This window comes from Streptomyces sp. NPDC050704 (assembly GCF_040654355.1).
Classification (GTDB): domain Bacteria; phylum Actinomycetota; class Actinomycetes; order Streptomycetales; family Streptomycetaceae; genus Streptomyces.
Window position 1 is genome coordinate 20,556 of the sequence record NZ_JBFAHW010000062.1, and the last position, 22,869, is coordinate 43,424.

Genomic DNA, 22,869 nt, shown 5'->3' on the forward strand with positions numbered 1-22,869 from the left:
GACTCCTTGAAGTACGAAGGTCTGCGGGAGCGGAGGGGGGTGTCGGGATGGGGGTGGCGTGGTTCATCCGGCCGGCGTGCTCCCGTCGTGCCGGGCGATGAGATCGTGACCGGGCGCGGGCGCCGTCTCGCGCCCGGCGTGCGCCTCGGACGCTTCCTGCGCTGTGTGCGCTGTGTGCGTTTCGCCTATGGGCGTGCCGTCCATGTGGGCCGCCTCCGTGGGCACCGGGTCCGGGTATCCCGTGTCCCGGTACTGGGCCTCGGCGAACTGGGCTTCGGCGAGCCCGATGCCGCGCTGGAACGCCGCCATCAGGCCGGGGTCGTGACCGACGTGGATCTCGGAGTCCTGGCGCGGGGCCGGTCCGCCGCGCAGTTCGGGCACGATGTGCTCCTGGGCCCGCCGTTTGGGCAGTTGGGGCTTGCCCATGGTGCCGCGCACCGTGCCGCTGCGCGGAGCGGGCGGCGTGGCCAGGTTCTCCATGACGATCCGCCGGTCGTCAGGGTGGATGCCGGGCACGGCCTCCGCCGGATTGGACCGCGTCCCGGCCCCGCGCATCGGAAGTGGGGCCGGACCAGCGTTGCCGTTCACGGCCGACGACCCGATGGGTACGCCGTGCGACGGCGTCGCTTCGGCCCCCTGCCACGGCAGACGCGGTACGTCGACGGCGGCGCTCCGCACAACTCCCTGCGCGGGGACCGGTGTCCCGTGAGCCGGTGTCCCGTGCCCCCGAGAGCCATGGGCCGGCATGTCATGGCCCGGAGTGCCGTGCAGGGAGGTGTCGTATGCCGACATGGTGTGTGGGGACGTGCTGTGTGTGGACGTGCTGTGTGCTGACATGCCATGAGACACCCCAGTGCCCTGTGTCGAAGGACCATGGCCGGTGGCACCAGGGGCCGAAGCGCCATGGGCCAAGGTCCCCCGGGTCACCGCCCCGCGGGCCGGAGCACCCGGTACCGGAACGCCCTGGACCGGCGCCCCTTGCGCCGAAGCACCCTCCTGCGGCACCCGGCGCAGCTGTCCCGCCCTCGCCTGCTGCTCCTCCTCGGCGCCGAGCAGCGCCTGCGGCACGACGAGCACGGCCTGGACGCCGCCGTAGATGTTGGTCTGCAGCCGGACGGCGATGCCGTGCCGTCGCGCGAGCTGCGAGACCACGAACAGCCCGATGCGGCCGTCCTGCAACAGGCTCGCGACGTTCACCTGGTCCGGGTCGGCGAGCAGGGCGTTCATCTTGTGCTGCTCGGTCAGGGGCATGCCGAGCCCGCGGTCCTCGACCTCGACGGCGAGCCCCGAGGTGACGACGTTGGCCCGCAGCAGAACCTGGGTGTGCGGGGCCGAGAACACCGTGGCGTTCTCGACGAGTTCGGCCAGCAGATGGATGACGTCGGCGACGGCGTGGCCCCGCACGGTGCCGTCGATCGGCGGTACGAGTTTGACCCGCGAGTACTGTTCGACCTCGGCGATGGCGGAGCGCAGTACCTCGGTCATGGAGACCGGGTTGCTCCACTGCCGCCGTGAGACGGCGCCGCCGAGCACGGCGAGGTTCTCGGCGTGGCGCCGGATGCGGGTGGCGAGGTGGTCGACGTGGAAGAGGCCCTTGAGCAGGTCCGGGTCCTCGATCTCGTTCTCCAGCTCGTCGAGGATCGAGATCTCGCGGTGCACGAGGGACTGCAGCCGCCGGGCCAGGTTGACGAAGACCTCGACCTTCTGCTCGTTGCCCGTGTGGCTGGAGAGCTGGGAGGCCTGGACGACCGCGCCGACGGCGCCGTCGTGGGCGCGTGCCAGGTCGTCGGCGAGCAGGTCGAAGTCGTCGGCGTCCGGGGTGGGTTGGCTGCGCGGACGGCGTGCGGGCGGTCCGTCACCGCGGCGCAGCGCCTCGACGAGGGTGAGCAGGTCGGCCTGGCCGCGGGCGCTGGTGCGGCGCAGGGCGCCGATGCGGTCGCTGATCGACTTGGCGGCGCGGTCGGCGGCCACGGAGGCGATCACGATGCCCGCGAGGGCCACCCCGACGGCCCCGCCGAGGACGATCCAGAAGGTGGGGCCCAGCGGGACGGCGGTCGTGCGGACGGCGAAGAGCAGGGCGGCGCTGGCGCTGAGGGCCACCGCGACGGGCGGCAGGAGCGCGAGTCGGAGGAGCTGGGGTCGTATGTGGGTCTCGGGCAGCGAGGGGGCGGCACGGGCGACCGGTCGCCCGTGCCGCCCGCCCTCGCGGCGGTCTGCGCGTGCGGCCGGTGCGCGAAGGTGAGACATCGACGTCCTCGTACTGGGGTATCGGGGCCGTGGGGGCTCCCGCGGTCTGCGACTCGGACATGCGCCGTCGCTGCGCCGGTCGAGAGAGCCGACGATCCGGCCCTGCGTCGCCCTACGGACACTCACAGTAGTCGCGTGCGTCTCACGCGTGGTGGGCAGTTCACAAAGTCCGGCGGTCGACGTCCCGCTCTGGTATGAGCGTTCGTACGACAGACCGATAAGTCGCTCGCACTCGTGTTCCTACGGGCCGTCGAGCCGATCAGACCTGGTCAGAAGCGGTCAGCAAAAAACGGCGAGGGCCGAGGAGCAGGCTGCTCCTCGGCCCTCGCCGAACACCTTCGCGCGCCTTCAGGGGGCTTCGAATCACCCCGCCGGGACGGTCTGCGGGTCTCCGCTGTCCTCCGTGCTGTCACCCGGTGCGTCACGCACTGTCTCCACGGCGGCCGGTACGGGCCAGCCACCGGCCGGCTCGACGGCCACACCGCGCCACCAGGGCTCGGACGGGACGGTCTCGGCCGTGGGCTCGAAGGGCTCGCCGGGCCGGGGCAGCGCGACCCGCGCGCCGACCGCGTGGGCGGCGGCGACGGTCCCCTCGCCGGGCTCGGCCCACGGGTGCGTCGCCAGGTTGAACGTCGCCCAGTGGATCGGCAGCATCACACCGCTGGGCCGGCCGCCCTGGAGGCCCAGGTGGGCGCGCATGCCCTCCTCGGGCGTCATGTGGATGTCGGGCCAGAACTCGCTGTACGCGCCGATCTGGATCATCGTGGCGTCGAAGGGGCCGTGCTCGGCGCCGATGTCCTTGAAACCCTCGAAGTAGCCGGTGTCGCCACTGTGGTAGATCCGGTGCTCGTCACCTGCCACCGCCCAGGACGCCCAGAGCGTGTGCTGCGTGTTGCGCAGTCCGCGGCCGCAGAAGTGGCGGGCCGGGGTGGCGGTCAGGGAGATTCCGCCGACCTTCGTCGTCTCGTGCCAGTCCAGCTCGCGCAGCCGGTCCGCCGAGACGCCCCAGTGCTCCAGGTGGGCGCCGACGCCGAGAGGCACCGCGAACACCGTGTCCGTACCGGCCAGGGCCTTGATCGTGGGCAGGTCCAGGTGGTCGTAGTGGTCGTGCGAGATGACGACCACGTCGACCGGGCCGAGCGCCTCCAGAGGCAGGGGCACCGGGTGCAGCCGCTTGGGACCGGCGAAGGCGACCGGGGAACAGCGCTCACCCCAGACGGGATCGAAGAGCACGCGGTGCCCGTCGATCTCGGCGAGCACACTGGAGTGCCCCATCCATGTCAGCCGCAGCCCGTGGGCCGGGGGCTTGGCGAGGTCGGCGAGCGTCGTGGCGTGCACCGGGATCGGGCCGGCCGGGGCGCGCAGGACGCGCTCTTCCTTCCGGAAGAAGCCTTTCGCGAAGTCGCGCATGGCGCCCTCGGGCCGGGGGGTGCCCGGCGGATTCTGGAAGACGCCGCCCGCGAAGTTCGGTGATCTGCGGATACGCTCCATGCGCTCACCGGTGGGATCGGCGCCGAAGGCAGCGGGCTGCAGCGCGCGGAGCCCGGAGCTCAGAGAACGGGAACCGGTCACGGCACCTCCAGTGGATTCGTTCGGTCATCCCATTATGGGTGTCGCCTCTGACAGCGTTGGGTCGGGTGTATGACAACGCGGTGTCCGCGCCGGAACCACCGGGTCCACCGTGGACGGACCGGGCTCCGCCGAGGATTCGTTCAGTGATCCGTTGAGTGATCTGTTCAGTGATCCGTCAGCGCGTTGACAGAGTCTCCACCAGCTCCCAATACTGACTGATCATTCAGTAACTCTCGCTTGTGGAGACCTCATGACCGCCCCCCTGATGACGCTCACCTGGACCGATCACGTCACCGGCCGCCAGGGGCACCTGGTCGTCGACCGGCTGGTGCGCGGTGTGTCCAGCGGCGGGCTGCGGATGCGGGCGGGCTGCACGCTGGACGAGGTCGCCGGGCTCGCGCGCGGTATGACCATGAAAGAGGCGCTGCACTACAACCCCGAGGGCCGCTACATCCCGCTCGGCGGCGCGAAGGGCGGCATCGACTGCGACCCCCGGGACCCGGCGGCGTACGGCCTTCTCGTGCGCTATCTGCGCGCCATGCGCCCGTACATCGAGGCGTTCTGGACCACCGGCGAGGATCTCGGCCTCACCCAGGACCTCGTGGACCGGGCCGCGGCCGAGGCGGGGCTCGTCTCGTCCATCCAGGCCGTGTATCCGCTGCTCGACGACGAGACGGCGGCCCGGCGGCGGCTGGCGGACGCGTTCGCGGTCGACGTGGATGGCATCGGACTCGACGAGCTGGTCGGCGGCTGCGGGGTCGCCGAATCGGTGCTCGCCGCCCTGGACCGGGCCGGGGTGGCATACGCGGGAACGCGGGTCGCCGTGCAGGGTCTGGGCACCATGGGCGGGGCCACGGCCAGGTTCCTCTCGCGCGCGGGGCTCACCGTGGTGGCCGTCGCCGACGTGAAGGGCACCATCGCCGCCCCCGGAGGACTCGACGTCGACGCGCTGCTCGCGGCCCGGGACGCGTACGGGACGGTCGACCGCGCGGCGCTGCGCCCGGCCGACCGCGAACTGCCCGGCGACGCCTGGCTCGCCACCGAGGCGGAGGTGCTGGTGCCGGCGGCGGTCTCGTACGCGATCGACACCGCCAACCAGGACCGGATCACGGCCCGCTGGATCGTCGAGGCCGCCAACATGCCCGTACTTCCCGAGGCGGAGGAGCTGCTCGCCGCGCGCGGAGTCACCGTCCTGCCGGACGTCGTGGTCAACTCCGGGACCAACGCCTGGTGGTGGTGGACGCTGTTCGGCGACATCGGGGCCGACGCGGACGAGGCGTTCGCGTACACACGGCGCTCGATGCGCGCCCTGATCGACCGGATGCTCACGCGCGCGGAGGCCGACGGGACGACCCCGCGGGCCGCCGCCCACGCGATCGTCGCGGACCGGCTGCCGGTGATCGCCGAGCGGTTCGGATGGTATCGGTGACAGACCTCGACGGAGGGGAAAGCGGCCCTCCGCCGGTGTCACCCACGGCGACACCATAGGGTTGCCCGGTGGCGAGAGTGCGGTTGAGCGTGGCGGAGCGGCGCGAGGAGTTGCTGCGGTCCGCCATCGAACAGATCCAGCAGCGCGGTGTGTCCGCGGTGCGGATCGCCGATGTGGCGGCCGCCCTCGGGGTGAGCAACGCGCTGGTGCTCTACCACTTCTCGACGAAGGAGAAACTGGTCGCCGCCGCGTTCACGTACGCGGCCGAGGACGACCTCGCCCATCTGCGCAAGCTGCTCGGGCGCCGGACGACGGCACTGCGCCGGCTGCGGGCGGCCGTCCGCTGGTACGCGCCGACCGGGCAGGCCAAGGGCTGGCGGCTGTGGATCGAGGGCTGGGCGGCGGCTCTGCGCGAGCCGACGCTGCACGAGGTCACCCGTGACCTCGACCGCGAGTGGAAGGCCGCGATCATCGAGGTCATCGCGGAGGGCGTCGCCGCGGGTGAGTTCCACTGCCCCGACCCCACCGGCAGCGCGCTGCGCCTCACCGCCCTGCTGGACGGGCTCGCCGTCCAGATGACGGCGTACCCGGGCGCGGTGTCGCGCGCCCGGACCCAGGAGTGGGTGGACGAGGCGCTCGCCCGCGAACTGGGGCTGGAGCGCGAAGCGTTGACGACCCCGGGCACGTGACGACACCTCGCACTCGATGCGAGGTACCGCGACCTCACAGGTGAAGGGCGACCGGGCAGGGCTCGACGCCATCGGTCGAGCCCTGCCCGGCCATCCCTCAGACCTTCAAGCGGCCGGCTTTCAGGCCCTCGGCCTCTCAGGCCACCCAGTCGATCCGCATCTTGATGTCGTCGGGCGACAGGCTCCCCTTCGCCACCACACGGTCCCCGGACGACTCCCCGCGCAGCCGCCGCCCGATCCACGGCACCAGATACTCGCGCGCCCAGTGGATGTCGTCCCGCCGCACCTCGAGGGTGCCGCGGGGCGGCAGCGGAGGCCACGGCTGGTCCGGGTCCGCCGGCACCTCCAGGCCGATGACCTGGCCCGCGCGCAGGGCGACCCGGGTATGCCCTTCGGGCGACAGGTGGAGCCGGTCGCCGTCCCAGGCCCGCCGGTCCTGGATGGTCCTGAGGGACCACAGGTCGAGGACGGGACAGCCGTACCGGTCGGCGATGGCCCGTACATGCCCGTTGTACGTGGCGATCTTGCCGCGCAGGTGCTTGAGCACGGGGATGCCACGGGTGTCGAAGCCGGTGGTCACGAGCACCGTGCCGACGGCCGACGTGAGCTCCACGACGGCACGTTCGAAGCGCTCCGCGACCTCGTCGGGGTCGGTGCCCGGCCGGAGGATGTCGTTGCCGCCCGCGCAGAAGGAGACCAGATCCGGCGAGAGCTCCTTGGCCCGCCGCAGTTGGTCCTCGACGATCTGGTCGAGCAGTTTCCCGCGGACGGCGAGGTTGGTGTAGCCGAAGTCGCCCTCGGGCCGCCGGTCCGCGAGAAGCACCGCGAACCGGTCCGCCCAGCCGACCAGCGCCCCGTCGGGGCCGGGGTCGCCGACGCCTTCGGTGAAGCTGTCCCCCACCGCTACGTACGACCCGATCACTGATGTGTTGTCATACTTCGAATCGTCTGCCACATCGGCCCATGATTCCCCTTCGGTTGTGAGCTACGCGACCGTAGGAAAGGGTTGACGCGCGGTGAGATAAGCCACTCGTCAAGTGTTGGTCAACCCCGGAATAAGGCCTCATCAGGAGTCGTTGCCCCGCCACACCCGGAAGTCCGTGATCCTGAAATGGCTCCAGACGGTCCGGAACGCGAAGTGCCCGCTCGTGTAGGGCTCCGGGTCCACGTAGTCGAAGACGAGCCTGCCGTTGTTCCACCACTGGACCGTCGAACCGTTCGAGACGATCCGGACGCGATGGGGCTCGTTGGCCGTGAGCAGCGGCTCCGTGTAGTCGAGGACCAGCGGTCGCACGCCCGCCTCGCCCACGTAACGGCGCAGCCGCGTGGTCGTGTTGTAGTTCGCGCCGTACCCGGAGTAGTACGTCTTGAGGTAGTCGTACTCGGGGAGCGCCCCGCCGCGTTCCGTCGCGAACAGGTCGCCGGGGGAACGCACGTCGGTGGCGTTCCAGAAGTTGTTGAGGTCGGACACCCGGTCGTTCGCCCCGCCCGCGGAGACCGGCGTGGCGGTGTACTCGATGACGTACGGCCCCCGCAGCCGGCGCTTGAACCAGACCGTCGCCCCGCTGGGCACGTCGATCTCCAGGACGCCCCGGGAGGCGGTGACGCTGCCGCCGTCCTGCAGTTCGGTCGCCCACTGGCCGAGGCCGTGCCGGAAGTCGTCACGGGCGATGAGCCACCCCCGGCCGTGGCGGGCCGCCGCGCTCGCCCCTTGGGCGGGGGCGAGTGCCACGAGGGCGGCACCGGCCGCCAGGGCTCCGAATGCTCTGCGTGTGGTCGTCATGAAGCGGCTCCTCCGAAGACCCATAGAAAGCGCTTGCGGAGATCACTCTGTCCCCACTGCCCCGCTCCTGTCGAGACCTCGCGCCGCCACGCCACACGCCCGCAATACGTCGATCGCGGTTCAGCTCGGCCGCCCGCGGCACGCCCGCGTCCCGATCGTTCCCGCGAACGCCGGAGGCCGGACCCCGGGGATCGTGGGGTCCGGCCTTCGGAGACGAGCCGGTTGGTCCGGCCCGCGCGTGGCGAGCGGGGCGTCAGACGGAGACGCCCTTCGAGCGGAGGTACGCCATCGGGTCCACGTCCGAGCCGTAGTCCGGCGTGGTGCGGATCTCGAAGTGCAGGTGCGGTCCCGTGACGTTGCCGGTCGCGCCCGAGAGGCCGACCTGCTGGCCCCCGGTCACGGTCTGCCCGGCCGACACGGAGAGGGAGGACAGGTGGGCGTACTGGGCGTAGAAGCCGTCGTTGAGCTTGATGACGACCTGGTTGCCGTACGCACCGCCCCAGCCGGCCGAGACGACCGTGCCGGCGCCCACGGACTTGAGCGAGGTGCCGGTCGGGACGGAGAAGTCGACACCGGTGTGGTAGCCGCTGGACCACATGCTGCCGGACATCTTGTACGGGGTCCCGACGGACGCACCCGCGACCGGCAGGGCGAACCCGGAGGCACTGGCGGTGTCCGCGGCCTTGGTGGTCGTGGTCGGCTTCTTCGCGGACGGCTGGGGGGCCTTGGCAGAGCCGGAGCCGGAATCGGCACGGGAACCGGAGCTGGTGTCAGCCGCGGCCTTCCCGCCGATCGTCAGCTTCAGGCCCGGGTGGATGAGTCCCGGGTCGCCGCCGATCGTCGTGCGGTTGTCCTCGTACAGCTTCTTCCAGCCGCCGTTGACATCCTGCTCGTCGGCGATCTTCGAGAGGTAGTCACCCGCCCGGACCGCATACGTCTTGGTCGTCGCCTTCTTCTCGGCGGCCTTCTTCTCGGCGGCGATCGGCGCGGCTTCGGCGGCCTTGTCCGAAACAGTGGACCGGCTCAGGACATTCGAGGTATTCGCAACGGAGTCGGCGGCGGACTGCGAAGTCGCGGCGTTCGCACCGGTCGCCCCCAGCAGCGGCAGGGCGAGTGCGGCGCCACCGGTTCCGGCGACGGCGATGGAGCGGGTGAAACGCTGGGACTTGGGACGGCGGTGCTTACCCTTCGCGGGCATGACGAATTTCCTCTCCGGCGCCTGCGGGGTGAGCTGTCGGGTGCGAGCTGGAGATGCCCGGCCGCGCTTTCGCACGGCTTAACCCCTAGCCGTTCCGGAGACCGGAACAGGCGTCTTACCTGTGGGTCCCCCGCTCCTGCCGTTTCGGGTGGGTGAGCGGATTCCGGGCGGCGGCAGGATTGGGCGTCCGTCCGGATTGGTGGCGAACGTAAGCGACCCGTGGAGGCAGGGACAACCTTTGGTGTTTCCTGTGCGCACCGTTCTCTTGATCCATGCCCGAAATGTCAGTCACCCTGCGTAAATGGCAGATCGCGACCATTTCTTAAATCCCTGGAAACACGGGTGAATTACGTGAACATGGCGACAGCGGACCGTCATCAATATGACGCTGCTCACGCGCCGCAACCCCAGGAGCCTTCGTTCCAGAGCGAGTTGGAACGAAGGCTCCAATAAGGACACAACAGTCACATACGGCGCAGGCGGATGACTACCGCATCAAGGTCCCCGCGCAGCCCGGTCCGCAGCCCGTGATGCAACAGCACCGAACCCCGGTGGACTTCACCCGTTTCGAGGCATTCGTACTCCGCCGCCGGGTCGAGGCCCCGCAGTCGCACCGGCGCGACCGGCTCACCGTAGTGCTGGGCCTGGAGCCAGGCGAGGACGACGGCCTCGCCGCCGAGGACGTACTGCACGGCGCTGAGCCCGCCCTCGGGCGCCCGCAGCCGGTGGAGGTCACCGCGCTGCACGACGGGCCGGATCTCCTTGTAGAGCTCCACCCACGTCCGTGCCTCGGCCAGCTCCTCGTCGCTCCACTCGGTCAGGTCGCCGCCCACCCCGAGCACTCCGGCCATCGCACTCACGAAGCGGAAGCGCAGCGAGCTGACGCGCCCGTTGAGCTGGACGTTGGGACTGTCGGTGACCCAGGCGGCCATGACCCGGGCCGGGTGCACCTGGCTGAAACCGTACTGGATGGCGAGCCGGTCGAGCGGGTCGGTGTTGTCGGAGGTCCACACCTGGTCCGTACGCGCCATGACGCCGAGGTCGATCCGGCCGCCACCGCCCGAGCAGGACTCGAAGGCCACTCCAGGATGGGCCGCCCGCAGCCGGTCCAACAGGCCGTACAAGGCGTCCACGTGGTCAACCCAGAGCTTCTGCGGGTACGGCTCGCCCGGCCATCCGGCGTCCGTGAAGCAGCGGTTGAAGTCCCACTTCACGTAGTCGATGGGTGCACTGGAGAGCAGCGTGTCGAGCTGCTTCCACAGGTACTCCTGGACATCTTCGCGAGCGAGGTTCAGGACGAGCTGATTGCGCAGCTCCGTCCTCTTTCGTCCCGGCTGGAACTGCACCCAGTCGGGATGCGCGCGGTACAGCTCGCTGTCCGGGTTGACCATCTCGGGCTCGACCCAGATGCCGAACCGCATCCCCAGGGCGTGTACGTCGTCGGCGAGCGGCTTGAGCCCGGCCGGGAAGCGGTCCGGGTTGGGCGTCCAGTCGCCTAGTCCGGCCCGGTCGCTGGTCCGCGCCCCGAACCAGCCGTCGTCGACGACGAACAGCTCCACTCCCATCGCGGCGGCCCGCCGCGCGAGCGCCCGCTGCTGCTCCTCGGAGATGTCGAACTCGGTGGCCTCCCAGGAGTTGTAGAGCACGGGCCGGTCCTGGTCGGCGTCCGGGATCACGTACGCGCGCTGGTACGCGTGCCAGGCTCGGCTCGCCCCGCCGAAGCCGCCGTCGCTCCACAGTCCCGCGAAGACGGGCGTGACGAAGCTCTCCCCCGGCTCCAGCCGCAGCAGCCCCGAGTCGTCGTATCCGGCCCCGCCGGTGATCTGCACGCGCGCGTCCGGGAGGTGGGCCACGGCGATGCGCCAGGACCCGGACCAGGCGAGGGCGCAGCCGTAGACCTCGCCGTGCTCCTCGGTCGCCGCGCCCTCGACGTCCAGCGCGACCCACGGCAGGTGCTGGTGCCCGGTGTGACCGCGCCTGCTGCCGATGAGCTTCTCACCGTAGGTGAGGTCGGAGCGCACGAGCCGGGACTCCGCCGCCCACCGCCCGTGCAGCTGGGAGAGCCGCCAGTTGTCGCGGTGCGGCAGCGTCCAGGTCGCGGAGTCGGCGCGCAGGACCTCCAGGGCGGGCCCTTCGTTGGAGAGCGTCACCCACCGCTCGACGACATCGCTCGCGGCCCGCATCCGGTAGTGCAGCGTGATGCCGAGCCCGGAGTCGGAGAACCGCAGCCGCAGCTCGTCGCCCTCGGCCTCGTACGCCTCGAAGCGCCACTCCGTGCCGCGCCGCTCCTCCGTACGGACGGACAGCGCGGGCCGCACGAAACGCGGGCCGCCCTCGACGGGGTACTCCTCGTGGCCGTCGAGCGGCGACTCGAAGGGCCAGTACTCCGGCCCGGGGCGCGCCGCGAGTGCCTCGGCGTCGGCAAGGGCGATCCTCGGACCCCAGTGCAGATGCAGCAGCTCGTCGTCCGCGCCGAGCCGCAGGGCGTAACTACTCGTGGGTCCCGAAAGAAGCCACGTACGACCGTCTGCGCCGATCTCCACCATCAAGCCCTCACATATCCGAACAGGCACGCTCAAGTACGAACACCATCATGACCTACGTCCCTCGTGGGCACCGCCTGTGGACAACTCAATGGCCTACGAACCCATGTCGTATCGTCGAGAGCGCACCTCGCCGACGAGCCGCGTCGGCGGTCGAACTGGAGGAGCCCCGTGACGCAGCAGGTCCCGTCGACCGAGCCCGAACTGGCTGGAGTGCGCAACTTCCGAGATGTGGGCGGCCTGCCGACGGTGGACGGCCGACGGGTGGCGTACGGGCGGCTGTTCCGCAGCGGCCACCTCGCGCACGCGACGGAGGAGGACGCCGCGTTCCTCACCTCCCTCGGTCTGCACACGATCTTCGACTTCCGCAATGCCGCGGACCAGAAGCTGGAGGGGCCCGACGTCGAGCTGCCGGGCGTGCGGAACGTGAATCTGCCGCTGACCGACCCGGCGCACGGCGCCGAGTTCTGGACCATGGTCCGCGACGGCGACCTGGACCAGTTGCGCTCGATCCTCGCGAACGGCAAGGGCGCCGACCGGATGATCACTTCCTACCGCTCGATCATCAAGGAGCGCACCGCCGAGCACTCCCAGGTGCTGCACTCGCTGGCCGAGGACAGTGCCCCGGCGCTGATGCACTGTGCCGCGGGCAAGGACCGCGCCGGCCTCTCCATAGCCGTGACGCTCCTCGCCCTCGGCGTCGAGCGCGAGGCCATCGAGGCGGACTACCTGGAGTCGAACGCGGCGCACCGCCGCTACAAGGTCCACCGCAGCAGCTCCTCGGCCGCCGCGTACTCGCCGGAGGTGATGGAGCTGCTCAGCCCGCTCTTCGACGCGCGCGCCGAGTACCTGGCGGCGGCCTTCGACACGATCGAGGAGACCTGGGGCGGCGTCGACGCGTACCTGGAGCAGGCCCTCGGTGTGACCGCCGAGACCCGGGAGCGGCTGCGGGAGCGCTTCCTGGACTGACCGGGCCGGCACCCGAGGCCCGCCTACTGCCCCTGGGCTCCGAGCGAGAACAACAGGTAGACGAAGGCCGCGAAGATGTGTCCGACGGCCACATAGACGATGAGCCGTACCCACAGGCCGCGCGGGAACTTCTCTTCCATGTCTCTCATGGGGTCCCTCCGGGGGTCGGGCCGAGGCACAGCGCGGCCGTGGGGCTCTGCAGCAGGGTGTGTACGAAGAGGAGCTCGGCCCCGGCCCGGTCCGCGGCGGCGATCCGGTGCGGGGTCAATGAGTCGAAGTGCGCGCTGTCACCGGGTGCTAGGACGTGTGCGGTGTCCCCGAGGCGCAGTCGCAGCCGCCCCTCAAGGACGTACAGCCACTCCTCCCCGGGGTGGACCCGCACAATGTCGCCCTGCGCGCCGTACGGCACGTGCACGCGCAGGGACTGCATGCCACGCCCTGCCGCGCCGGCCTGCCAGTACGTCCAGCCGCCGGCCTGCGTGGGCTCCATGTCGGCGGCGCGTACGACGGCGTCCCGGTCGGCGACGGTCTCGCCGAGCAGCTCCGAGACCGTCGTGCCGTAGATCCGGGCCAGCGCGAGCAGCATCGGCAGCGACGGCTGGCGCTGCCCGGTCTCCAGGCGGGAGAGGTGCGCGGCCGAGAGCCCGGCGGCGCCGGCCGCGGCCTCCAGGGTGAGGGAGGCACGGCGGCGCAGGGCGCGCAGTTGGGGTGCGACCGCGGGCAGCGCGTCGACCACCCCGGGCTCGGAAGGGCTCGTACCCCCTGAAGGGCTCGTACCCTTGGAAGGGTTCATGCCTTCGATTCAGCCAGAGGTTTGCCTGAGCGGCAAACTTCTTGCCTCTCAGGCAAAAACTCCCTGGCCCCCGGTATCCCGGTGCCTCTGGTCTCCGGTCTCCGGTGACGTCAGCGGTTGGCCACCGCCTGCTTCACCAGCGTCTTGCCGAAGTCCCACATCAGCCCGCTCCCGCTGTGCGCGTCGTCCATCACGGCGGTGAAGGCGTCCACGAACCGGTCCACGTCCCGCTCGCCGATGATCAGCGGCGGGATCAGCTTGATCACCTCCAGATGATCACCGGAGACCTGGGTGAGGATCCGGTGCCGCTGCAACAGCGGCACGACCACCATCTGCGCGAACAGCCCCTTGCGCGCGGCCTGCAGCATCGTCCAACGGCTGCGCAGCTTCAGCGACTTGGGCCGCCCGAACTCGATGCCGATCATCAACCCCCGGCCGCGCACGTCGCTGAGCAGCTCGTACTTGTCCACGAGCAGCGCGAGCCGGGACCGCAACTGCTCCCCCATCACCCGGGCGTTGGCCACGACCTGCTCGTTCTCCAGGACCGACAGCACGGCGAGGCCGGCCGCCATGGCCTGCGCGTTGGACCCGAAGCTCGCCGAGTGGACCAGGACACGGTCCATGGACGAGTAGACCTTCTTGAAGATCCAGTCCTTGCCGAGGGTGGCGCCCACGGGTACGTAGCCGCCGGACAGCGCCTTCGCCACGCACACCAGGTCCGGCTCGACGCCGTCCTCGTGCTGATAGGCGTAGAAATCACCGGTCCGGCCGAGCCCGGTCTGCACCTCGTCGGCGATGAGCAGCGCCTTGTGCCGGTGCAGCAACTCCTGCGCGGCACGCAGATATCCGGGCGGGGCCTCGTGCACGCCCTTGCCCTGGATCGGTTCGACGATCAGCGCGGCGACGTCGCCCTTCTTCAACTCCCTTGCCAGCACGTCGAGATCACCGAGAGGGACCGCGGTGTCGGGCAGCAGCGGGGCGAAGCCGTCCCGGAAGCCGTCCTCGCCGTTCACGGACAGCGACCCGGTGGTCAGGCCGTGGAAGGCGTGCGAGCAGTAGAGGATCCGTGGTCTGCCAGTGGCGTACCGGGCGAACTTGAGCGCTGTCTCGACGGCCTCCGTACCGCTGCTGCCGAAGAACACCCGGTCCAGGTGCGGGCTGTGGGCGAGCAGCTTCTCCGCCAGCAGTCCGGGCAGCGGCTGGCAGTCGAAGCGGGTGAGGTCGGCGAGCGAGGCGTCGAGAACGTCGTGCAGCGCCTTGCGGACGACGGGGTGATGGCGGCCCAGGCCCATCACCCCGAACCCCGCGAGCATGTCCAGGTACTCGTTGCCGTCCGCGTCCCAGAAGTGCGCGCCCTCGGCCCGCTCGTAGACCTTGTCGAAGCCGATGGTGTGCAGCATGCGCGGCAGCTGGTGGTTCAGGTGCTTCGCATGCAGCTCGTAGCGCTCGGCTCCGCGCGCGGCGAGGAGGCTGCCGAGGTCGAACTCCTGGGATCCGGCCCCCTCGGGCTGGATCCCCTCGGGCTGGGCCCCCTTGGGCTGGGTGGTCATTCCTGTTTCTCCTTGGACGCGTGCTCCGTGGCGGCCTGCTCCTCTGCGGCATGCTCCGTGACCGTGAACTCCGCCTCGGTGACCGCGAGTTCGGCCTCCGTGACGGTCAGGTTCGCCTCCTGGACCGCCAGGCCGGCGCTGATCCGCCCCGCGATCTCGACGGGCGTGAGGCCTATGTCGGCCAGCACCTCGCCGCGCTTGGCGTGCGCGAGGAACTGCTCGGGAATCCCGAACCGCCGTACGGGCACGTCGACTTCGGCGTCACCGAGCGCGAGAGCGACCGCCGCACCCACGCCGGACGCCCGGCTGTTGTCCTCGACGACCGCGACCATGCGGTGCCCGGCGGCCAGTCCCGGCAGCGCCGGATCGACGGGCTTGACCCAACGCGGGTCCACGACCGTGCAGTTGATGCCCCGTGCCTCCAGCAGCTCGGCCGCCTGGAGGCACACCGGCGCCATCACGCCGACGGCGACCAGGAGCACCTCGGGCCGCTCCGCACGGTGCAGTACGTCCACGCCCCCCACCCGGTCGACCGCCGGGAGGGCCGGTCCCACCGATTCCTTCGGGAAGCGGATGACCGTCGGCGCATCGTCCACCGCGACCGCCTCGCGCAGCTGGGCCCGCAGCTGGTCGGCGTCGCGCGGCGCGGCGATCCTCAGTCCGGGCACGACCTGGAGGATGGACATGTCCCACATGCCGTTGTGTGACGCCCCGTCGGCTCCGGTCACCCCGGCGCGGTCGAGCACGAAGGTCACTCCGCAGCGGTGCAGCGCGACATCCATGAGGAGCTGGTCGAAGGCCCGGTTGAGGAAGGTCGCGTACACCGCGACGACGGGATGCAGTCCGCCCGTCGCGAGCCCGGCCGCGGACACCGCGGCGTGCTGCTCGGCGATGCCGACGTCCCACACCCGCGCCGGGAACCTCTCCGCGAACTTCGCCAGGCCCACCGGATGCAGCATGGCCGCCGTGATGGCCACGACGTCCTCGCGCTCCTCGCCGATCCGCACGATCTCGTCGCCGAACACCGAGGTCCAGGAAGGGCCGTTGGAGGGCGCGAGGGGCTCGCAGGTGAGCGGGTCCATCACACCGACCGTGTGGAAGTGGTCCTCGTCGTGGGCGAGCGCGGGCTCGTATCCGCGCCCCTTCTCCGTCAGACAGTGGATGAGCACGGGCCCGTGGAAACGTTTCGCACGCCGCAGCGCCGACTCCACCGCACCCGTGTCGTGCCCGTCGATCGGTCCGACGTACTTCAGTCCCAGGTCCTCGAACATGCCCTGCGGCGCGAACGCGTCCTTGAACCCCTTCTTCGCGCCGTGCAGGGACTCGTAGACGGTGTTCCCGATGACCGGCGTACGCAGCAGTACGTCCTTGCCCCAGGCCAGCACCCGCTCGTAGCTGTCGGTGGTCCGCAGGGTCGCCAGGTGGTTCGCCAGACCGCCGATGGTCGGCGAGTACGAGCGTTCGTTGTCGTTGACGACGATGATCAGGGGCCGGTCCTTGGCGGCCGCGATGTTGTTCAGCGCCTCCCACGCCATGCCGCCGGTCAGGGCGCCGTCGCCGATGACCGCGACGACGTGCCCCTTCTCGCCCTGTACCTGACGGGCCTTGGCGAGCCCGTCGGCCCAGCCGAGCGCGGTGGACGCGTGGCTGTTCTCGATGATGTCGTGCTCGGACTCCTCGCGCGACGGGTAGCCGGACAGACCGCCCTTGCCGCGCAGCTTGGAGAAGTCCTGACGCCCCGTCAGGAGCTTGTGTACGTAGCTCTGGTGGCCGGTGTCCCACAGGATGCGGTCGACCGGTGACTCGAAGACCCGGTGGAGCGCGATGGAGAGTTCCACCACCCCCAGATTGGGCCCCAGATGCCCGCCGGTCCTGGCGACCGCGTGCACCAGGAACTCCCTGATCTCATCGGCCAGTTGACCGATCTCCACCTCGGACAGCGCCTTCAGGTCACGTGGTCCCCGGATGGTCTCCAGAATCGTCACGCCCAGGCCCCCTCTCGGTCCGTGCTGTTGTCAACTCACAGTGACGGTGGGTTTCCCCGGCACTGTGACCTCCGGCTCGCCCGACGCGACGCCGTCCGCCTCCATCTGCTCGGCGATCTTCATCGCCTCGTCGATGAGGGTCTCCACGATCTTCGACTCGGGCACCGTCTTGATGACCTCGCCCTTGACGAAGATCTGCCCCTTGCCGTTGCCGGAGGCGACCCCCAGGTCCGCCTCCCGGGCCTCTCCGGGACCGTTGACGACGCAGCCCATGACCGCGACGCGCAACGGCACCTCCATGCCCTCCAGGCCGGCCGTGACCTCGTCGGCCAGCTTGTACACGTCGACCTGGGCCCGCCCGCAGGACGGGCAGGACACGATCTCCAGGCGCCGCTCGCGCAGACCGAGCGACTCCAGGATCTGCATGCCGACCTTGCACTCCTCGGCGGGCGGCGCGCTCAGGGAGACCCGGATGGTGTCCCCGATGCCCTCGCTGAGCAGCGCCCCGAAGGCCACCGCGGACTTGATGGTCCCCTGGAAGGCGGGTCCTGCCTCGGTCACGCCCAGGTGCAGCGGGTAGTCGCACTGGGCCGCCAGCTGCCGGTACGCGTTGACCATGACCACCGGGTCGTTGTGCTTGACCGAGATCTTGATGTCCCGGAACCCGTGCTCCTCGAAGAGGGACGCCTCCCACAGCGCCGACTCCACCAGCGCCTCGGGCGTGGCTTTGCCGTACTTCTGGAGCAGCCGCCTGTCGAGCGAGCCCGCGTTCACGCCGATCCGGATCGGCGTGCCGTGGTCCTTGGCGGCGCGCGCGATCTCCTTCACCTTGTCGTCGAACTGCTTGATGTTGCCGGGGTTCACCCGCACCGCCGCACAGCCCGCCTCGATCGCGGCGAACACGTACTTCGGCTGGAAGTGGATGTCCGCGATCACCGGGATCTGCGACTTGCGCGCGATGGTCGCCAAGGCGTCCGCGTCGTCCTGCGTGGGGCAGGCGACGCGGACGATCTGGCAACCGGACGCGGTGAGTTCGGCGATCTGCTGCAACGTGGCGCCGATGTCCGACGTACGTGTCGTCGTCATCGACTGCACCGACACGGGCGCCCCGCCCCCGACCGCCACCGGTCCGACCTGGATCCGCCGCGACAGGCGGCGTTCCGCGATCGGTCGGACCGGTACCTCGGGGAGGCCGAGGGAAACGGCGGTCATGACGTCACCCGCGGTTCTGGGCGACGGTCTCGCGGGCGGCCCGCAGGGACTCCTTGAGGGAGCCCATGGTGGCCAGGACCGCCGTCGGCTCGTAGCCGCAGTGCGCCATGCAGTTGGCGCAGCGCGGGTCCTTTCCGCGGCCGTACGCGTCCCAGTCGGTGTCCTCGATGAGTTCCCGGTACGTCGTGACGTACCCGTCGCTCATCAGATAGCAGGGCTTCTGCCAGCCGAAGAGCGAGTAGTTGGGGATCGCCCACGCCGTGCACGGGAAGTCGACCTTGCCCTCCAGGAAGTCCAGGAAGAGCGGGGAGTGGTTGAGCCGCCACTTGCGCCGGTTGCCGCCCGCGAAGGCCTTCTTGAACAGCTCGCGGGTCTGCTCGACGCCCAGGAAGTGCTCCTGGTCGGGCGCCTTCTCGTAGGCGTAGGCGGGCGAGATCATCATCTCGTCGACCTTCAGGTCGTCGTTGAGGTAGTTGAGCACCTCGATGATCGTCTGCGGGGTGTCCGTGTTGAAGAAGGTCGAGTTGGTGGTCACCCGGAAGCCGCGCTTCTTGGCCTCCTTGATCGCCGCCACGGCCTCGTCGAACACCCCCTCCTTCGCCACGGACTCGTCGTGCCGCTCGCGCAGACCGTCGATGTGCACGGCGAACGCGAAGTACGGCGAGGGCGTGAACTTGTCCATCTTCTTGCGCAGCAGCATGGCGTTGGTGCACAGGAAGACGTACTTCTTCCGGTCCACCAGCTGCCGCACGATCTCGTCGATCTTCGGGTGCATCAGGGGCTCGCCGCCGGCGATGGACACCATCGGCGCACCGGACTCCAGCACCGCCCCGACGGCCTGGGCCACCGGCATGCGCTGCTTGAGCACTCCGGCCGGGTGCTGGATCTTGCCGCAGCCCTCACACGCGAGATTGCAGGCGTAGAGGGGTTCAAGCTCGACGATCAGCGGAAACTTGTCCCGCTTGCGGATCTTCTGTTCCATGAGATACGTCGCGACCTTGATGGTCTGGCGGAGCGGCATGGCCATCTGGCTCACCTCCGGGGGAGCAGCAAAGAACGGTGCCATTCGAAATATGCGGGAAGGACGGCACGAAGAACACGGAAGGCTGATATTCCACCGCGTACCGTGCCGATCCGGACCAGTTCATGTTCTGGAGCGTCCACGACCACCCGTACGGCCGCAACGGGGCGCGAGCCCGCGCGGACGGCGCTGTGAAGCGTGGCCGCCGACTCCATGTCGACGGCGATTGCGCCGGTCGCGAGCAGATCGGACCGCTCGTGACCGCGGACGACGTGATCGGAGCCGATGAGCGGCCCCGTGTGGACGGTGCGCCCGGGCACGGCACGCACCAGTTCCTTGACGAGCAGGTCGGTACCCACGCACGGGGTGACCCCGCGTGGGTCCCGGGTCTCCTCGGCGACGACGAGGTCTCCCGGGTGCATACCGGGGGCGAGCCCGGCACAGAAGCCCGTGGCCAGGACGGCCGCCCCGCTCAGCGCGGGGCCGGCCAGGGCCCGGGTGACCGCCCGTTCGGCGGCCTTGGGCCCCATGCCGGTACGCAGCACGGTGACCGGTCCGTCGGAACCGCGTCGGTCGCCGGTGCGCAGGGCGAGGTGCTCGATGCCGAGCGCGCAGGCGATCAGCAGCGGGGCGGCGGCCGGGCTCGTGCTCATCAGCGACCCTTCGCCCGGTGACCGTTCGCCCGGTGGCCGGCGAACGGTTCGCCGTTGACGTACCGGCCGAGCGCGGTGAGTGGGAACACCTGTCGGTAGAGGTGGTAGTTGATCGAGAAGTCCCACGGGAACCCGGTACCGGTGAAGTACGGCTCGTCCCAGGAACCGTCCGCCAGCTGGGTCTCCGCGAGCCAGGTGACCGCGCGCTCCACGGCCTTGGAGTCGCGCTCCCCCGCGGCGAGCAGCGCCAGCAGCGCCCAGCCGGTCTGCGAGGCGGTCGAGGCACCGCGCCCGCTCCACTCGGCGGCGTCGTGATAGGAGCGCAGATCCTCGCCCCAGCCGCCGTCGTCGTTCTGCACGGTCTCCAGCCAGGCCACGGCACGGCGGATCGCGGGATGCGATCCGGGCAGTCCGGCGGCGACCAGCGCGGGCACCACCGACCCTGTTCCGTATACGTAGTTGACGCCCCAGCGGCCGAACCAGGAGCCGTTCGCCTCCTGTTCGGCGAGCAGCCACTCGACACCCCGGCGGGTGCGCGGGTCATGGGACAGTCCCTCGACCGCGAGCATCTCCACGACGTGCGCGGTGACATCGGCCGACGGCGGGTCGATGACCTCCCCGAAGTCGCAGAACGGCAGCCGGTTCGGGAAGGGGCTGGTGTTGTCGACGTCGAAGGCGCCCCATCCGCCGTTCTTGGACTGCATGCCGAGGTTCCAGCGCACCCCGCGCCCGATCGCCTTCTCCAGGCGCTCCGGGTCGTGGTGCCCGACCCGGCGCAGCGCGAGGACCACCTCGGCGGTGTCGTCGATGTCCGGGTAGTTGTCGTTGTGGAACTCGAACGCCCAGCCTCCCGGCGGGAGTTGGGGCCGTTTGACCGCCCAGTCACCGGGGCGGACGATCTCCTCTCCGAGCATCCAGTCCGCGGCCTTGACGAGCTGCGGATGGTCGGCGGGCACGCCCGCGTCGGCGAGCGCGATGGTCGCCAGGCAGGTGTCCCACACCGGCGACTGGCAGGCCTCGATCATCCGGGCGCCGTCCTCGCGCCACACCGTGAAGCGGTCCAGCGACGCCAGTCCCTCGCGCATCACCGGGTGTTCGAGGTCGTAGCCGAGCAGGTGCAGCGCGATGACCGAGTAGACGGCGGGCGGCTGGATGCCTCCCCAGCAGCCGTCGTTCTCCTGCCGTTCGATGATCCAGCGGGCGGCGGTGTTCATCGCGGCCCTGCGCAGCATGCGTGGCGCGACTTTGCGGTAGGTGTGCAGTGCCTTGTCGAGACGCTGAAAGACTCCGTCCCAACTCGCCACCGGGGCAAGGGGTTTGACCGGGTTGGGGTCGCGGGGGTCGGTGTGCAGTTCGTCGAGCGGGAACGGCGCGGGCCGCACCGGACGCTTCGCGGAGACGATGGTGAGGGGCACTATGGTCTGCCGGGCCCAGCAGCCGAAGTCGTAGATGTTGAGCGGGGCCCACTTCGGGAAGTAGATGAGTTCCGGCGGGAGTTCGGGCAGGTCGTCCCACTTCCACCAGCCGAACAGGGCCAGCCAGATCCGGGTGAAGACGCGGGCCGCGGCGATGCCGCCCCGCTCGCGGATCCAGCCGGACGCCTTCGCCATGTGCGGCTCGTCCGGCGCGTCACCGGCCAGCCGCAGGGCGACGTACGCCTCGATGGTGGTGGAGAGTTCACCCGGTCCGCCGTAGAACGTGGCCCAGGTGCCGTCCTCGCGCTGCTCGCCGCGGATGAACAGGGCGGCGGCGTGGGTGGTCGACTCGTCGCGGATGCCCAGGAACTGACGGAGCAGCAGGTCTTCGGCGTCCATCGTGACGTTGGTCTCGAGGTCGCCCTTCCACCAGCCCTGGGCGTCCTGGGTGGAGAGCAGGAAGTCGGTGGCACGCCGTATCGCGCGCGCGGCGGCGTCTCGGGCATCGGCTGTCCCGGCCGCCACGGGAGTCGACTTGTCGGTTGTTTCGCTGGCCGAGGCAGCGCGGGGCGGCAGGGCCCCGGTGCTTCCGTCGGTCGTCGCTGTCATGGCTTCCCCTAACGTGCAGTGGCATATCTCTGCTGTGGGTCCGCCGTCGGCCGGTGCGCGTTCTCCCGCGGCACCGGCCGGCGACTACGCGAGGCTTATTCGACCGATAGTGATCATCTCTTTCGTACGACGACGAAGTCGGCGAGCTCCACGAACTGGGCCCGCACCTGTTCCGGCATGTGGATCGTGTCGAGCGCCTCGATGGCGATGGTGTGCTGGCGGCGCGCCTCCTGGGCGGTCCACTCGCGGCCGCCCGCCTCCTCGATGAGCGCGGCACGCGCGGCGAACTCCTCCTCGGAGAAGTTCTCGAAGTCGCTGCTCTTGGCGTCCTCGGCGAGCAGCTCGCCGAGCCGTTCGGAGGCCGGGCCGCCCGCCGCGAGCGCGGCCACGACCGGCAGGGACTTCTTGCGCTGGCGCAGGTCGCTCCAGGTCTGCTTTCCGGTGGCCTCCGGGTCGCCCCAGATGCCGAGGAGGTCGTCGACGGCCTGGAACGCCAGGCCGAGGTGGTAGCCGTACTTCTCCAGCGTGTCGGCGGTGCGGTCGTCGGCGCCGCCGAGGACCGCACCGATGGAGCAGGCGCAGGCGAGCAGGGCGCCCGTCTTGTTGCCCTCCATGTCCAGGCACTCCTCGACGGTGACCCGCTCGCGGTGCTCGTAGGAGATGTCCTGCGCCTGGCCGTCGATCAGCGCGCGCGTGGCGGCGGTCAGGCGGCGGGTGGCGCGGCCCGCCTCGACGGTGCCGAGCTCCAGCAGGATCTCGTTGGCCAGCGCGAACAGGGCGTCGCCGACGAGGATCGCCTGGGCGGGGCCGTGCACCTTCCAGACGGTGTCGCGGTGCCGGCGCTGCTCGTCGCCGTCCATCAGGTCGTCGTGCAGGAGTGAGAAGTTGTGGACCAGCTCAACGGCGACCGCACCCGGCACGCCCACCTCGGGGGCGGCACCGGCGGCCTGCGCCGACAGAATGGCGAGGGCGGGGCGTACGGCCTTGCCGCCGTCGCCGTCGGCGGGGTTGCCCTCGGCGTCGATCCAGCCGAAGTGGTAGGCGGCGACGGTGTCCATAGGAGATGCGAGGCGGTCGATGGCCGCCTTCAGTACCGGAGTGGCCAGGGTGCGGCCGCGCTCCAGGAGTGCGGTCACGTCCACCGCGTCGGCAGCCGTCGATGCCGGGGGCACAGTGGGCACAGTCTCTCCTCTGGTTGCGA

18 protein-coding genes and 1 riboswitch are annotated in these 22,869 nt (G+C 70.4%); of the genes, 3 read left to right on the forward strand and 15 right to left on the reverse strand.

From position 1 onward, the window contains the following. Positions 1-63 precede the first annotated feature (63 nt). On the reverse strand, positions 64-2,247 hold the full coding sequence (locus tag AB0I18_RS31180) for an ATP-binding protein (protein WP_363108971.1): 2,184 nt from the start codon (positions 2,245-2,247) through the stop codon (positions 64-66). A gap of 363 nt (positions 2,248-2,610) precedes the next feature. Beyond that, on the reverse strand, positions 2,611-3,819 hold the full coding sequence (locus AB0I18_RS31185; protein WP_363108972.1) for an MBL fold metallo-hydrolase: 1,209 nt from the start codon (positions 3,817-3,819) through the stop codon (positions 2,611-2,613). 250 nt (positions 3,820-4,069) lie between these two features. Here AB0I18_RS31185 and AB0I18_RS31190 point away from each other — a divergent pair, with 250 nt between their 5' ends. Both AB0I18_RS31190 and AB0I18_RS31195 read left to right on the forward strand, forming a co-directional pair. After that, positions 4,070-5,248, forward strand: a complete 1,179-nt coding sequence (locus AB0I18_RS31190) for a Glu/Leu/Phe/Val dehydrogenase dimerization domain-containing protein (RefSeq protein WP_363108973.1) — start codon at positions 4,070-4,072, stop codon at positions 5,246-5,248. Between the two features lie 68 nt (positions 5,249-5,316). Then, entirely contained in the window at positions 5,317-5,937 is a 621-nt protein-coding gene (locus AB0I18_RS31195; RefSeq protein ID WP_363108974.1) for a TetR family transcriptional regulator C-terminal domain-containing protein, read from the forward strand. A gap of 136 nt (positions 5,938-6,073) precedes the next feature. Here the strand turns inward: AB0I18_RS31195 and AB0I18_RS31200 are convergent, their stop codons facing one another. From AB0I18_RS31200 to AB0I18_RS31215, 4 genes are all read right to left on the reverse strand, one after another. Then, positions 6,074-6,859, reverse strand: a complete 786-nt coding sequence (locus AB0I18_RS31200) for an SGNH/GDSL hydrolase family protein (protein WP_363108975.1) — start codon at positions 6,857-6,859, stop codon at positions 6,074-6,076. 144 nt (positions 6,860-7,003) lie between these two features. Next, positions 7,004-7,720, reverse strand: a complete 717-nt coding sequence (locus AB0I18_RS31205; protein ID WP_363108976.1) for a DUF6250 domain-containing protein — start codon at positions 7,718-7,720, stop codon at positions 7,004-7,006. 253 nt (positions 7,721-7,973) lie between these two features. Beyond that, positions 7,974-8,918: a LysM peptidoglycan-binding domain-containing M23 family metallopeptidase gene (locus tag AB0I18_RS31210; protein ID WP_363108977.1), complete on the reverse strand. Its 945-nt coding sequence runs from the start codon at positions 8,916-8,918 to the stop codon at positions 7,974-7,976. A gap of 3 nt (positions 8,919-8,921) precedes the next feature. Then, positions 8,922-9,087: riboswitch (cyclic di-AMP (ydaO/yuaA leader) on the reverse strand. A 295-nt stretch (positions 9,088-9,382) separates the two neighbouring features. Next, positions 9,383-11,464 carry an alpha-galactosidase gene (locus tag AB0I18_RS31215; RefSeq protein ID WP_363108978.1) on the reverse strand — a complete coding sequence of 694 codons (2,082 nt, stop codon included), beginning with the start codon at positions 11,462-11,464 and terminating at the stop codon, positions 9,383-9,385. Positions 11,465-11,632: 168 nt separating this feature from the next. Here AB0I18_RS31215 and AB0I18_RS31220 point away from each other — a divergent pair, with 168 nt between their 5' ends. Continuing rightward, a complete protein-coding gene (locus tag AB0I18_RS31220) occupies positions 11,633-12,430 on the forward strand; it encodes a tyrosine-protein phosphatase (RefSeq protein WP_363108979.1) in 798 nt (265 codons plus the stop codon). Between the two features lie 23 nt (positions 12,431-12,453). Here the strand turns inward: AB0I18_RS31220 and AB0I18_RS31225 are convergent, their stop codons facing one another. From AB0I18_RS31225 to AB0I18_RS31265, 9 genes are all read right to left on the reverse strand, one after another. Next, on the reverse strand, positions 12,454-12,579 hold the full coding sequence (locus AB0I18_RS31225; RefSeq protein ID WP_363108980.1) for a DUF6126 family protein: 126 nt from the start codon (positions 12,577-12,579) through the stop codon (positions 12,454-12,456). Beyond that, the gene (locus AB0I18_RS31230) at positions 12,576-13,223 is read right to left on the reverse strand and encodes an XRE family transcriptional regulator (RefSeq protein WP_363108981.1); all 648 of its coding nucleotides are present in this window, start codon (positions 13,221-13,223) and stop codon (positions 12,576-12,578) included. Before AB0I18_RS31230 ends, AB0I18_RS31225 begins: the two co-directional genes overlap by 4 nt. 110 nt (positions 13,224-13,333) lie before the next feature. Then, the gene (locus tag AB0I18_RS31235; RefSeq protein ID WP_363108982.1) at positions 13,334-14,773 is read right to left on the reverse strand and encodes an aspartate aminotransferase family protein; all 1,440 of its coding nucleotides are present in this window, start codon (positions 14,771-14,773) and stop codon (positions 13,334-13,336) included. Next, positions 14,770-16,758 (reverse strand): 1-deoxy-D-xylulose-5-phosphate synthase, encoded by a 1,989-nt coding sequence (gene dxs, locus AB0I18_RS31240; RefSeq protein WP_363108983.1) that lies wholly within the window; start codon positions 16,756-16,758, stop codon positions 14,770-14,772. The genes AB0I18_RS31235 and dxs overlap by 4 nt, the downstream gene beginning before the upstream one ends. A 30-nt stretch (positions 16,759-16,788) precedes the next feature. Next, positions 16,789-17,970, reverse strand: coding sequence for a flavodoxin-dependent (E)-4-hydroxy-3-methylbut-2-enyl-diphosphate synthase (gene ispG, locus AB0I18_RS31245; protein ID WP_363108984.1), 1,182 nt, complete (start codon positions 17,968-17,970; stop codon positions 16,789-16,791). 4 nt (positions 17,971-17,974) lie between these two features. Continuing rightward, a complete protein-coding gene (hpnH, locus tag AB0I18_RS31250) occupies positions 17,975-18,997 on the reverse strand; it encodes an adenosyl-hopene transferase HpnH (protein ID WP_363108985.1) in 1,023 nt (340 codons plus the stop codon). Between the two features lie 5 nt (positions 18,998-19,002). After that, on the reverse strand, positions 19,003-19,644 hold the full coding sequence (locus AB0I18_RS31255) for a 1-hydroxy-2-methyl-2-butenyl 4-diphosphate reductase (protein ID WP_363108986.1): 642 nt from the start codon (positions 19,642-19,644) through the stop codon (positions 19,003-19,005). Further along, positions 19,644-21,668 carry a squalene--hopene cyclase gene (gene shc, locus AB0I18_RS31260; protein ID WP_363108987.1) on the reverse strand — a complete coding sequence of 675 codons (2,025 nt, stop codon included), beginning with the start codon at positions 21,666-21,668 and terminating at the stop codon, positions 19,644-19,646. The genes AB0I18_RS31255 and shc overlap by 1 nt, the downstream gene beginning before the upstream one ends. Before the next feature lie 113 nt (positions 21,669-21,781). After that, positions 21,782-22,849: a polyprenyl synthetase family protein gene (locus AB0I18_RS31265; protein ID WP_363108988.1), complete on the reverse strand. Its 1,068-nt coding sequence runs from the start codon at positions 22,847-22,849 to the stop codon at positions 21,782-21,784. Between the last annotated feature and the right edge of the window lie 20 nt (positions 22,850-22,869).